Origin of the sequence: Cytobacillus horneckiae, assembly GCF_002835735.1 — a bacterium.
Classification (GTDB): Bacteria; Bacillota; Bacilli; order Bacillales; family Cytobacillaceae; genus Cytobacillus; species Cytobacillus horneckiae.
On the sequence record NZ_PISD01000049.1, the window covers coordinates 16,320 to 29,046 of the forward strand.

Annotated in this window: 13 protein-coding genes and 1 riboswitch; of the genes, 3 read left to right on the forward strand and 10 right to left on the reverse strand. The window is 36.6% G+C overall.

Translation table 11 applies throughout. The features are described from left to right. Positions 1–7: 7 nt before the first annotated feature. From essB to CWS20_RS20125, 6 genes are all read right to left on the reverse strand, one after another. The gene (essB, locus tag CWS20_RS20100) at positions 8–1,342 is read right to left on the reverse strand and encodes a type VII secretion protein EssB (protein WP_066193094.1); all 1,335 of its coding nucleotides are present in this window, start codon (positions 1,340–1,342) and stop codon (positions 8–10) included. Between the two features lie 13 nt (positions 1,343–1,355). Then, positions 1,356–1,595 (reverse strand): ESX secretion system protein YukD, encoded by a 240-nt coding sequence (gene yukD, locus CWS20_RS20105; protein WP_066193092.1) that lies wholly within the window; start codon positions 1,593–1,595, stop codon positions 1,356–1,358. A 120-nt stretch (positions 1,596–1,715) separates the two neighbouring features. Further along, on the reverse strand, positions 1,716–2,009 hold the full coding sequence (locus CWS20_RS20110; protein ID WP_066193090.1) for a WXG100 family type VII secretion target: 294 nt from the start codon (positions 2,007–2,009) through the stop codon (positions 1,716–1,718). Positions 2,010–2,182: 173 nt separating this feature from the next. Further along, entirely contained in the window at positions 2,183–2,515 is a 333-nt protein-coding gene (locus CWS20_RS20115; protein WP_066193086.1) for a hypothetical protein, read from the reverse strand. 130 nt (positions 2,516–2,645) lie between these two features. After that, entirely contained in the window at positions 2,646–4,649 is a 2,004-nt protein-coding gene (locus tag CWS20_RS20120) for a DUF6792 domain-containing protein (protein ID WP_066193085.1), read from the reverse strand. A gap of 17 nt (positions 4,650–4,666) precedes the next feature. After that, positions 4,667–5,263 (reverse strand): YvcA-related protein, encoded by a 597-nt coding sequence (locus CWS20_RS20125; protein WP_066193084.1) that lies wholly within the window; start codon positions 5,261–5,263, stop codon positions 4,667–4,669. A 794-nt stretch (positions 5,264–6,057) separates the two neighbouring features. On the opposite strand from CWS20_RS20125, the gene CWS20_RS20130 reads away from it, so the two are divergent. After that, positions 6,058–6,411, forward strand: coding sequence for a YwqH-like family protein (locus CWS20_RS20130; RefSeq protein ID WP_066193082.1), 354 nt, complete (start codon positions 6,058–6,060; stop codon positions 6,409–6,411). A 30-nt stretch (positions 6,412–6,441) separates the two neighbouring features. Further along, positions 6,442–6,720, forward strand: a complete 279-nt coding sequence (locus tag CWS20_RS20135; protein WP_066193080.1) for a YwqI/YxiC family protein — start codon at positions 6,442–6,444, stop codon at positions 6,718–6,720. A gap of 958 nt (positions 6,721–7,678) precedes the next feature. On the opposite strand, the gene CWS20_RS20140 is transcribed toward CWS20_RS20135, so the two are convergent. Further along, a complete protein-coding gene (locus tag CWS20_RS20140; protein WP_066193078.1) occupies positions 7,679–8,668 on the reverse strand; it encodes an ABC transporter substrate-binding protein in 990 nt (329 codons plus the stop codon). A 229-nt stretch (positions 8,669–8,897) separates the two neighbouring features. On the opposite strand from CWS20_RS20140, the gene CWS20_RS20145 reads away from it, so the two are divergent. Then, entirely contained in the window at positions 8,898–9,926 is a 1,029-nt protein-coding gene (locus tag CWS20_RS20145) for an ATP-binding protein (protein WP_276328328.1), read from the forward strand. 332 nt (positions 9,927–10,258) lie between these two features. Here the strand turns inward: CWS20_RS20145 and CWS20_RS20150 are convergent, their stop codons facing one another. The 3 genes from CWS20_RS20150 to CWS20_RS20160 form a co-directional block, all read right to left on the reverse strand. Beyond that, positions 10,259–10,897, reverse strand: coding sequence for a queuosine precursor transporter (locus CWS20_RS20150; protein ID WP_066193072.1), 639 nt, complete (start codon positions 10,895–10,897; stop codon positions 10,259–10,261). Then, positions 10,894–11,394, reverse strand: a complete 501-nt coding sequence (gene queF / locus CWS20_RS20155; RefSeq protein WP_066193070.1) for a preQ(1) synthase — start codon at positions 11,392–11,394, stop codon at positions 10,894–10,896. Before queF ends, CWS20_RS20150 begins: the two co-directional genes overlap by 4 nt. Before the next feature lie 116 nt (positions 11,395–11,510). Further along, a riboswitch (PreQ1 riboswitch) is annotated at positions 11,511–11,558 on the reverse strand. A 66-nt stretch (positions 11,559–11,624) separates the two neighbouring features. After that, a complete protein-coding gene (locus CWS20_RS20160) occupies positions 11,625–12,689 on the reverse strand; it encodes a hemolysin family protein (RefSeq protein ID WP_066193068.1) in 1,065 nt (354 codons plus the stop codon). Positions 12,690–12,727 lie beyond the last annotated feature (38 nt).

Genomic DNA, 12,727 nt, shown 5'->3' on the forward strand with positions numbered 1-12,727 from the left:
ATTGGAGTTATTCACCCTTTTTATCTTCGTTCTTTTCTGTTTCTTGTTTTTTGTCTTCATTCTCTTTGGCACCTTGTTCTTCTTCTTGTCCTTGATTGGCGTCTGCTTCTTCTGCTGAATCAGATGTCACTTCTTCTGCAGGAGGTGCGTTATTCTCCGTACTTTGATCTTCCAGCTCTTTTTCAAGCTCTTCGATATCTCGCTGATATTCGCTTTTTTCTGATTTTATCTTATCAAGCGCTTCCTGCTTTTCCTCATCTTTTATATCACTATCAGCTTTTACTGCTTCCTCATAGTGAATGAGTGCATACATGATTAAATCCAAATCTTCCAATTCTCTTCCTATTTTTAGCGCTTCTTCAGGCTCTCCCCGACCAATATATATCCAATATTGTAAATATCGTTGATCAGATTGAAGAGTAACCGTATTGGAGATATTATCTTTCTGTTCCTCACTTAGTGATTCGTTAACTAAATATGATAACGCAAGCTGATATTGAATGACCTTTGGCATATCATCTACTTTATAACTAGCTAAACTTTCAACTACTCTGCTGTATTCGCTCTTTAAAAAATGCTCCTGACTACCTACAAATGCTGCCTGTTTAGGCTGCGCGATGATCAGGGTATATAATGAAAAGATGAGTAAAGGAATTAAAAATACTGTTAAGCCAATTGCAGAATACTTCAGCCATTTCCAATTTTTCTTTGTCACTTTTACAAATTGCTTTTCTCCGCGCTCAATTTCCTTTATCTGTTTTTGCAACAGCTCAAGCAGCTGCTGTTCATCTACTGCTGCCAGTATCTCAGACGTGATTTTTGATAGTTCAATTGTTTGATTGAATTGCAAATACTGCTCAAAGGTATATTGTTTATCTACAGCTGCAGCAACGGTAGCTTTCAATTCTCTCCATAATCTTTCAGGCGCTTTCTCGTATGGAGGCAGGCTTTCTTTTACTCCATAGTGAAGAAAGTGAGGACTTAAGCTTTCGTCTATAAGAATATTGTCTGGGCAAACAATTAAATTAAGTCTTGGAAATGGATGTTTAATCATTGCTTTTACTAGCTGAGAAGCAAATATAAATCGGCTTCTATCATCTAATGTTTTCATTTGGGAAAAGGTTTTGAAATATGAAGGTTTATAAAACTTGAGGATTAATTCGTCCTCGGTGAAGATTATTTCTTTTTCAAGGAAAGATCCTATATCATTCAGCATGCCGATTTCGGCTTCATTGTCTAATTTTATTTTTTCTCTTTGGAACACAATGCTTATCGTATTGTCTTCCATTTTATACAATGCTTCGAGCTGTTCTTCTAAATATGTTAGTTTCTCCTGCGACATATCATTTGCTCCCTTATAAAATTTCGAGACGATCCCCGGTCGTAATTCCACAATCTATAAGCTTTTCATTGCCAGACAGCACGACTTTTTTATTCGCAATCTTTAGCCAGTATCCTTCTCTCGGCTGCCCGGAAATGGATCTTGCCTGCCAGACAATATCTATCAAGTTTTTAGCTGTATGATAGTTCGATAGACGGATATCAAAGGTTTCATCTTTATAATTTTTTAAATCTACAGTAACCTCTATGTACACAATAAGCACCTCGCTGCCTAAAACTAATTTATTACAAAAGTAATAGAGAGTTCACAGATAAAGAGCGCCTCCATCGAAATAGACCGGCGCTCCCCTCTTACTCCATATGACTAGATGAAGTTAGCCACGAATTTGGCTTGCAATTTGGCTGTCAGCATCTGCAAGTGCATGAGCTGTGTTTTTAAGCTGAACAGATACTTCAGTTAAAAGGCGTTGCATATCAACAATTGAAGGGCGCAGGGCTACGTATTGATCAGCAAATGCTCTGCTTGATTCCCCTTCCCACATTCCTTGCAGCTCTTCAATCATTCTATCTAATCTTGAAAGCTGATCCTCCACTTGGGAACTTTCGTTGTTATAGCGAGCAGACATACCTTCTAATTCAGCTGGTGTTACACGGATAATACCTGACATTTAAAACATCTCCTTTTCCAAAAGTTAATTTAATTGTAAAAATACACAATACTAAGGTCAATTAATAAATAGTAAAAAATTGAAAAACAGTAAAATTTAACTACTTAATTAGTATAAACGAACAAAATTAATTCTCAATCATTCTTTTTACCCATTTCCAAAGCTATATGATTCTAGTTTTCTATCGGTACTTCAGATTCTTCATAATTAATTGTAATAAATTGGCTATTCATATCATTCACCTGATAATGATATCTAGCAGCCAGTGTATCCATTGTACTCATTTGATCATTAACTATACTGTCCATTCTTTGATGTTGGGAAATAAGTGTCTGCATCGTTTCCTCAATCACTTTGCCTGCACTGGCATCCAGCTCTTTTTTAATCGCAGTAAACAGGCTTTGACTGAGATTCCCCATTTGTTCCAGCTCGCTTTGAAAGAATGCCGCCTTATGATGCAAATCTTGATGCGGTGTAAATCTGTACGGTTTGGTTATTTGCCCCATAAAAACCTCCTTATCTTAAGAAAACTCAGCGTTCGCTAATTCGTTCCGGCGAATGCCTTGTTTACTTATGCGATATTTTAACTACAAACCAAATTTTATAAGAAATGTCTAATTTAATAGGTTAAATAAGTTAAACTTTCATATTAGCCAAGTCAAAAATGTCGGAGATTTTTTGATCTTCATGAAATAACTGTTCAATGGATGATCTAATTCTATTAATCAGCTTCGTGCCTAATTCAATTTCTCTATCAAAATCATGGAACATTTCTTCAAACTTATCCGTCAACAAAGCATCTAGCGGCCGAATATCTTCATTAACTGAAATACCGGTGATCTCCAAATTCTTGGATGGCAGCAAATACTTAAATGCCTTTGGATTGGATTCCATATAATGAATAGAATGCATCAACTTGGATGTTCTCTGCTGAAAATCGTGGATATATTCCTGGCTATAAAGGTTTCTTAATCGGTTCAACACCTCCTTTTTATCCTGATATTTATCCATACCCAGCTGATAGATTCTAACAGCTGAAGATAGATTCACTTCGACTTTTTGCGAATGACTTCCTGTAGAAATAATCATGTCATTGCCTTCATATCTTTTATTATCGTCAGACAAAGCGGTAGCAACATGATTGAGTCCGTGAGCATCAACCGCTTTCGTCAAATCGCCAACCCAATCCTTGATTCCCTCCCAGAGATTGCTCAACTCCTCTTTAATATTTGCAATCTCCTGCTTTACAATTGCTGCTAAATTAATAAAATCAACAAGGTAATTAAACATATTTGGCACGTCAGGCTTAAAAACAGCTTCCATTGCGCCCTTACTGAGATTGCCGATTGCCGTTAGTATATTTGCAGCAGAGCCCTTTATTGCTTCTAAATGAGGAACAAGATCTTCCCGAAGTGTTCCTGTTGTGGCATATAAAATCCTTATAAAAGAAGGAATGACACCGACTAATGCTGTCAGCCTTCCCTGCATTTCTAACAGATGCATTCTAAGTTTACCTACAGAACTGAATAATTCAGTCGGTATATTAGGTACTAGTGCAGGCAATTTTAAGTTTGTCGATCCTAATGGAAAAATATCAAAGTTGACATCCACACCTGTAAACTTCCATTTTGGACCAAAGACAAACTTATTCCATTCTTTCTGAATATTATCAATCAGCACTGGAATATTTTCATCATATCCAAACATCCCTTTTACCAGCCCTTTTGCCCCTTCTTCATTGTAGTATGGAGCCACAGTCGTCAAAAACATTTGCAATGTTCTTAAATCTTTATCCGATATATTTCCCAGCATCGTCCGCAGACCTTCAAAATCCGGGTCAGTATTAATCATTTCTCTCGTCCCTAAGTCGAGAAAACCTCTAATGCCTGATGCACCAAAAAGCATATCTTCTTCAGCCGTAATATGATGAATATGCGCACCGCGCTTTTTGTAATATTCTTCAGCAAAGGTCTTTAATTGATCAGGTGGAATAGCATAAAGCTGGTCATCATCATTTGGGTCAATGTTAAACTTTCTTGCGATATTAAATTGAAAATTCACATCTATCTGAGCCAACTGATATGCGCTTGGAGGAGCATCGTTAATCGCATATACTTTTGTATAGGAATCACTCATGAGCTGCAGCATTTGGATTAAGTTTCCACCTAAAGAATGCCCAATCCCATATTTTTCAACTTTCAATGTGTTATCATGATCAGCTTTAATAGACGCACTTATTTTCTGGCTAACAATCTCATCGAAACGCATCGCATCTTCATATTGATTCTTTACCTTACCAGTAAATATGCCTAAACCATTATAATACCAGTCTAGGGGCTCGCCTTCTCCATTATCCTCACTATGCTCACTGCCTCTTGTGATTGTATAAGATTGATTAATATTCAAGGAAGGGTTATAGAAATGGATGACGGTTCCATCAAAGCCGGAATCCTGACTTGAGGTTTTCAATTCATCGATATCATCCGAATGGTAAATGGTTATATTAGCCGGCAATTCTACTCCCATTTCTTCAATATAAATCCTTCGTATTTCTTCCTCTGAGATTTCCCCTGAAATACCATACTCTAAATTCGCTATTCTCGCTTTTAAAATATCGGTATTTAAAATCTCTTCACTCATAACATCACCTACGCCTACTATTCTAAGAAAGACACTGATTTCATCATCATTAGAAACTTATCTTTTATGGAATCTTGCTCAGGACTGCATTCTTCAGCAAAATCTTTACAAGAACTGCGCGCGAAAAACCTGACCGCCTGATCACTGTTGTTAGACTTGATATAAGTAAAATAATTATAGGCTTTGTCGCCATCTACCTCATATACATCTTCTGCGTAATAAAATGTATGACCATTCTCTTCAAACTCTTCATAGTCTCCCTCATAGTTAGCATAGCTTGATAAAAGGCTAAGATTTGCGTCAACATCATTCGTTATAGGCCTATCTTCATAAGTGACCATGTAATAAAAAGCAAGGTTTTCATCCTCTTTGTTTTCCCCAAAACTGAAGGATTCGTAAAGATTTTCATTTCTTTCATAACTTGCGCTAGAAACTTTCCCATCTTTTGGGAACAGCATTGTAAATCCATCTGTTTTTGATTTAAATTGATAATATCCCTCTTGGACTTCTTCTCCAGATGTCAAAAATTCCTTTGTAAATTCATCTTGTAAAGCTCGCGTCTCAGGTGCAGAACCTACTACTTTTTCTTTCTCGACTTTCTCATTCCCTGTCATTCCACAGCCCCCTATTACAAGCACACTGATACAAAAAATCAGGTATATGAAGTATTTTTTCAACCCATAATCCCCTTTCAAACACTCATTATCCAAATTTATAGAAAATAACTACATAATATTTATTACCATGCAGTTCCAGTTCCGTCAATTCATCACATTAAACAGTGAAAAAACACACCGGTCCTTTTGATTCATCACCTATGTAAAAGGAATTAGAATATTAGTTAGATAGTATTATTTAAATTTTTATAAAATGGATATTTTTTCAATAAGAGAAATAATACACCAAAATAAAGAAGATTTATGGGTTAAAATAGGTCATTATGATTATTTTATATATAACCCCACTTTTTCTTCCTCCAAACATATTTTGGATATTTATTTCTTTTTATGGAATTTGCTTGTGAATGATATAAGCTTTTATAAAATTGGCATTATTTTTGCTCTATAAAAAAAATATAAGTATAATAACTACGTAGATTCTTTCCCCAATCCCTCCTAAGTTCCAACAAATCATTTGTAAGATTAATATCGGCAAAATCAAAAGTAAATATATTCACTTTAAATATATTTTTTACACTTTAGTAAAAAACAGTAAAAATGACCTATCGACCCTCTAGTAAAAATAAGTATTTTTCATCATTATGTGAAATTTCTTCCATGTTATAGTAAAAAGGGCAGCTATTTTATGGAATTTTATAATTATATTTACCCCTTAAGGCAGGCAATTTCTTCATTCAAATAGTGTGAAGGTCGCCTATTATTAGAATGGTATAAATCGAGGTGAGTTTATGTCAATCGGCTATTATTATAATCTTTTGCAGGAAAAGAAAGCCCAGTTAGCAAGGCTCCAATCATGCAATGGAAAATTGCAGGGAACCCAACAAGAGTTCGCCCACTATAAAAATACAGTACTGCAGCCTGAACTATCAGCCTCTACTTGGCAGGGGAATTTAGCCAATCAATTTGAGGATATACGCAATTCCGGCATGCTTAGCAGTTATCAGGACATCCAGAGCAATCAATTTAACCAAGTATTTTCTTCACTCCATTCGAAAATACAGCAAATTAATAATGAAATCAGCTCCATCCAACAGACCATCACATACTTAGAAGCGCAGGAACGCGAAAAAAATTTAAAATAGCAGTCAGATTATTTACTAAGGAGGTACCTCATGAGTACTGAAATAAAAATGATAAAAGGTGATGTGGACGCTGCATTATCAAAGCTACAATCCTCTACCAGCGCCCTTCAAGCTTCGCTTCCTTCTTCCATTAGCGGCAATAATGTTTTAGACACCGTAAATAAGCTTAACGAAATCAATCAAGCATTCGTTCAAGTAGCGGAAGCCTATAAAGCCTTATTGCAGCAAAATCAGGAGTCGACTAAGAAATCAGTTGAATTTATGGCTGAGGCAGATAAACATCTTTCCTCTATTATGAAAATTCAATAAGGAGGGAAGGATTTGAAAACATTAGATGCTCAAAAGGGAATTGAACAAACTCTCAATAAAGTTAGTACTCATGGAGAACAATCCCTTTTGAACGGAGTCGATGGATAAGTCCGTTTTGTTAAGGTTCTAATGACTGGAGTCCATTCTTCATATTTTTTAAGGTAGATTCGTATTGCTGAAGAACATCATTATAAAAAGCAAAAAAGACTGATGGCAGTCTTGGTAAAAAGCTTTAATCGATTGCCCGCCTGTTCATTTTAAAGAGTGATCTAGTGAGACATTTCCTTTTATAGAAGCTTCTATAAAAAAAAGCCTCTATAACTTATTACGCTGTATGCTATTTATTTAAGACCTCAATATCCATGGAAGAATATGACCATTATCTTGACCATATTTGCTTTAGTGGAAAGGTAGAATTAGTTGTAAAAATTCTAAAAGGCGATTAGGATAAAATGGAAGAAGAATTAACACGCCTCAATCTGTTTTATTCTCCATTCATTGTTAATAAGATAGACGGTAAAAAAATTGAAGCTGCTTTAAAAAGAAAAACCGCTGGAAAGACTTTATAGGTAAACTTACCTTTGAAGATTTTGTCAATGCAGAAAACAAGGTAATTTTTCAATTAGATCAAGCAGACGCCTACAAACAAAGGAAGAAACAGTGACGTTCCTTGAACCTGAACTTGTAAGAGATAGAAGTATAAAGAAAGCTAAATAGATTTAAGGATGTAATAGACTACTAGCCTTAAATAAAATAACCGGTTTTTTGGTCTCTTTTCGAAATTTGATACTACCTTTTGCATGCGATCACCGACTTTTTGTCTCTTCCGGGTTTTGATAGCACTTTATGCATGTAATCTCCGATTTTTGGTGCCAAATCGGTATTTGACGCCATTTTTAGCAATATAGAATTGAGCTAAAAAAACCGATATGACCTTTGCAGTCATACCGGTTTACCTTTATTCCCCTACAACTTTCGCATCCTTCAACATCTCTTCCGTCACTTCAACACCCTGTGCTTCTGCGGCTTGTTTGTTCACGATTAATTCAAGGCTTTCCGGAAACCCGACTGGAATATCACCTGGGTTTTTGCCTTCGAGGATATCGACGGCCATTTTTCCGGTAGTGTAGCCGAGATCGTGGTATTCAAATCCATAGGAAGAGAACGTGCCTCTTTTGACTGAATCGCTTTCACCGACAAAGGTTGGAATCTTTTCCACGTTTGCGACCGTAATGACAGATTCTAGAGCGGAAACAACAGTATTATCCTTTGGAATATAAAACACATCCGCTCGTCCAACGAGTGATTCTGCGGCTTGCTTAACTTCAGAGCTTGTTGAAATGGCTGAAAGTGCATACTCCAGCCCATTTTCTTCTAACGCTTTTTTCGCATTATCTACGTTAACAACTGAGTTGGCTTCGCCATCATTGTATATAATTCCTACCGTCTTCGCTTCAGGTATAAACTTTTTAATCGATGCAATTGTATTTTTTATCGCATCCGGGTGTGTATCTGATGTGCCTGTTACGTTGGCTCCTGGCTTTTCCAAATTTTGAACAAGTCCCGCGCCTAATGGGTCGGTAATTCCCGTAAATAAAATAGGAATATCCTTTGTGGATTGTACAACTGACTGTGCACTGGCTGTAGCAATCGCTAAAATAAGATCACTATCATTTGTCACAAGGTTTTGCGCAATCGTCATATTATTGTTCATATCCCCTTGCGCATTTTGGTAATCTATTTTTAGATTCTTCCCCTCTTCATAGCCAGCATCATTAAGCGCAGCAATAAACCCTTCTCTTGCGGCATCCAAAGAGGGGTGTTCAACAATTTGTGTAATCCCGATTTTTACTACTTTCTCTTCCCCACCGCTTGTGCTTGAATCGGAGCCACAAGCTGAAAGCAGCATCAACGAGCCACAAACCATTCCTGCCAATATTTTTTTCATCCTAAACTCTCCCCACTCTAGCTATTTATATATCTAAATTTTCTTAATGTTTTGATACTAACACGCTTTTTTAGTTTAAAGCAATACCAACATTTATATTTCAAATTGTTTTTTTCGAAAAAATCCAATAATTTGGTTTAAAATGTATTCATATGGGTAAATATCAATGGGGTGTTATGTCTTCATTTTTATATGTTAGGGGGTTCTGTCAATTCTAGACGAAGAATACATAAAATTTGTAGAACAATCTCCTGATGCAACGATTCTTCTGCAAAGAGGTATTATTAGATATATTAACGACCTTGGGGTAAATTTGTTTGGTGCTGCACAAAAGGAAGAAATGATCGGAAATGGCTTGCTTGAGTTTCTTTCCACAGAGTACTTTGAAACATTTAATCATATGATAGAGGAAATAGAGCAAGAGGGACATTCTTCTTTTCAAGAAATGATGTTTTTTAAGATGAACGGGACAACATTTGAAGTAGAATTAAAAGGCATTTCAATTCATTATGAACATAAAAGCGTGATCTATCTTATCCTGCGGAGTGTGGAAGGCAAGAAAAAGACAGAACAATTTCTAATGGAATCAGAGAAGCTGCTGATTGCCGGGCAGCTGGCCGCAGGAATTGTTCATGAAGTCCGTAATCCACTTACTTCTATTAAAGGGTTTATTCAATTGAGCCAGAGCCAATATGATGAAGATAAAAATAGATTTTATCTTAATATTATTCAAACGGAGATTGAGCGCATTGAATTGATTCTTACGGAACTTCTTACATTAACAAAGCCACGCAACAGTCATGTGGAATCAAACGACGTCGAACAATTGCTGCAGGAAGTCATTACATTGATTGATACACAAGCAATAATGAATAATATTGACATACATATTACTATTAAAGACAAACTTCCTGTTATCTACTGTGATAAAAACCAGCTTAAACAAGTGTTAATTAATATCATAAAAAATAGCATTGAAGCGATTATTAACCATGGCAGTATTACAATAGAAGGAAATATAGAAGGTAAACACATACATTTATGCATAACGGATTCTGGTCCGGGTATCCCCGCTCATCTCCTTAAACGCATCGAAGAACCTTTCTTTACGACAAAGGAAAATGGAACAGGACTTGGCTTAATGATTTGCAGACAAATTATTGAGAGTCATAATGGCTCAATGAAAATACGGAGCAGCTCAAAAGGAACAAAGATACATATTCTTTTACCAATCAATACCCATAAAATGATTTTATGAAACACTGGCCGCATCAGATATGAGCTTGATAACATTGTATCCGTGGAGAATTCATTAATTTCCTACTATATAATTGGACAAGGATTAACATGCGAAGCACACTAATGTCAGAGGAATGCCCATTTCATACATATGGGTTCATCTTTAATAGAAAATATAAGGAGGCTTCCCCCTACCAATCCAAATCAGCAAATATAAAAAGATAAATGGCTGATTCAACATATACTCCTCCGTCAAGGGGGTTTTTCTTGTTAATCAAACGTTTGATTAAACATGATTGATCGGGGCAGGTTACATCTTGATCAGCTTTCAAACAGAAAATACTTCCCTTATCAGGAAGCATTTTCTGTTTGCTCAGCCATCACCGATTCTTGACGCCTAATAAAATTCACGACTAAATACACAAGCGGCGTAATGCAAATCGATGCGATAAATTTGAATGCGTATTGGGAGACAATTAATCCCCCGAGTACTGATAGTGGCATTGTGCCATAGAAAGCAATGGTAATAAATATAGTAGTATCCGCCAGTTGGCTGACCATTACAGCGACATTATTGCGGAGCCATAGTTTCTTGCGGCCATGCCTCATTTTTAGGTGATTGAATACATACACGACTATGGTTTGACTAATTGCGTACGACACCAGGCTAGCTAAAATCACACGAAAGCTTCCGCTTAATATTATTTCGAATGAGACTTGCTCTGTAAAAACAGGGGCTGCCGGAAGATTAATTGTTATTATGATAAAGATAATCGCAAGCATTTGTGTAATCAAGCCAGCTTTAACCGTTCGCTGTCCTTCCTTCTTCCCATACACTTCTACAATGATGTCGATAATAGGATAAGTGAAGATGAAGATCACAACTGCAGCTGGCAGAATCGCAAGGTTTCCGATGCTGAACAGCTTTACAGCAACTATATTTGCTAAAATGAGCAGCCCGACATAAATTCCATTTAAATATAAAATCATCTATTGTCCACTTTCTCAGGGTATAAATCATGATTCATCATGCGGTAGTCAGCCATCTCTTCATATTTTGTACCAGGACGGCCATAGTTGCACCAAGGATCAATGGAAATGCCGCCACGCGGAGTGAATTTGCCCCAAACTTCAATATAGCGGGGATCAAGCAGCTTAATTAAATCATTCATAATAATATTCACACAGTCCTCATGGAAATCCCCATGGTTTCTAAAGCTGAACAAATATAATTTTAAAGATTTGCTTTCTACTATTTTTTTATCAGGAACATAAGAAATATACATCGTTGCAAAATCTGGTTGCCCTGTAATTGGACAAAGGCTAGTAAACTCCGGACAATTGAATTTAACGAAGTAATCGCGATTGGAATGCAAACTATCCACTGCTTCTAATACCTCTGGAGCATAATCAGATGGATACTGTGTATGTTGATTTCCCAATAATGTTAAATCTTTTAAACCTTCTTCATTTTTTCGGCCAGACATGAAAAAACCTCCTTGAAATATGTACCCGGCTTTTTTTCAGAGAGAGGCTCCTTCTAAAAATTTAATAGATAAAGAACAAAAAAGCCATGTCCAATATGGACATGGCGTATCGTCATGTATCCATAGTTTTTTATAGAGGGTTTATCGCTATGAACCTCTCCCGGGCCAACTGCTCGGGTTTCAACTTTTATTAGTTTATAAGATGTTCGTTGATTCGTCAATTATAATTATCAAGTAGCATAAACTTCATGGCCATCTGACTCATCACGAATTTCTCCTACAATTTCCGAAAGAATATCTTCCATTGTAACAAGACCAACCGTTACGCCATTTCCATCTGTTACAATGGCCATATGCGTGCGGGTTTGCTGCATTTTTAAGAACACATCTTTAATCGAGATGGATTGCTTAAAGCGCGGAATATCATGAATGAACTCATCAACCTCACTTTTTCTTCCAGCCGCAATGCTCGTAAGCATCTCTTTCGTATTAATAAAGCCGATAAAGTCTTCCTCTTGATTGCTCACGTCATTAACCGGATAACGCGTATATTCATACTCATCAATGACTTCAATCATTTCAGCCAAAGAACGATGCTTCTCAATCGTAATCATTTCAGCTCTCGGAATCATAATATCCTTTAGCTTCCGCTCATCAAACGCAAAGATATTTTCTAAATAGGCGAGCTCTGTCTGATTGATTTCGCCGCCTTCATAGCTTTGAGTGACGATAAGCTTCAATTCTTCCTCAGAGTGAACTGTATCATGTCCTGCCGGCTTTACACCAAAGATTTTAAGGAGCTGTCTTGCAGAACCGTTAAGGATGCGGATAATAGGACTCATAATTTTGCCAAACCAATATAGCGGCGGTGCTAAAATTAAAGTCATTTTTTCTGCATATTGAATCGCCAGTGTTTTTGGCGCAAGTTCACCAATTACAACATGCAAGAAAGTAACAATTGCCAATGCAATGAAGTATGAAAGCACTGTTGCTACTGCAGCTGGCACATTAAACTCATCAAATACAGGCTCGAGGATTTTCTGTACAGTTGGTTCACCTAAAGCTCCTAATACTAGAGCTGTAATCGTAATACCTAGCTGACAAGCAGACAAGTAGTAGTCAAGATCGTGTGCGACTTTTTTCGCCATCTTCGCTTTTTTATTTCCTTCAGCAATCAATTGATCAATCCTCGACATCCTTACCTTTAAGATCGAGAACTCTGCTCCCACGAAGAAAGCAGTTAGAAGAATAAACACTGCTACTAAAAATAAATTTAAAATAATTATACCGTCCAATTATTTCCCTCTTCCTTGAGGGATTCACCTCCAAGATG

Excerpts from the sequence above, each read along its gene's own strand:
- essB (WP_066193094.1), bottom strand. The coding sequence starts at position 1,342 with ATGTCGCAGGAGAAACTAACATATTTAGAAGAACAGCTCGAAGCATTG.
- CWS20_RS20110 (WP_066193090.1), bottom strand. The coding sequence starts at position 2,009 with ATGTCAGGTATTATCCGTGTAACACCAGCTGAATTAGAAGGTATGTCT.
- CWS20_RS20115 (WP_066193086.1), bottom strand. The coding sequence starts at position 2,515 with ATGGGGCAAATAACCAAACCGTACAGATTTACACCGCATCAAGATTTG.
- CWS20_RS20120 (WP_066193085.1), bottom strand. The coding sequence starts at position 4,649 with ATGAGTGAAGAGATTTTAAATACCGATATTTTAAAAGCGAGAATAGCG.
- CWS20_RS20125 (WP_066193084.1), bottom strand. The coding sequence starts at position 5,263 with ATGACAGGGAATGAGAAAGTCGAGAAAGAAAAAGTAGTAGGTTCTGCA.
- CWS20_RS20130 (WP_066193082.1), top strand. The coding sequence starts at position 6,058 with ATGTCAATCGGCTATTATTATAATCTTTTGCAGGAAAAGAAAGCCCAG.
- CWS20_RS20135 (WP_066193080.1), top strand. The coding sequence starts at position 6,442 with ATGAGTACTGAAATAAAAATGATAAAAGGTGATGTGGACGCTGCATTA.
- CWS20_RS20140 (WP_066193078.1), bottom strand. The coding sequence starts at position 8,668 with ATGAAAAAAATATTGGCAGGAATGGTTTGTGGCTCGTTGATGCTGCTT.
- CWS20_RS20150 (WP_066193072.1), bottom strand. The coding sequence starts at position 10,897 with ATGATTTTATATTTAAATGGAATTTATGTCGGGCTGCTCATTTTAGCA.
- queF (WP_066193070.1), bottom strand. The coding sequence starts at position 11,394 with ATGTCTGGCCGAAAAAATGAAGAAGGTTTAAAAGATTTAACATTATTG.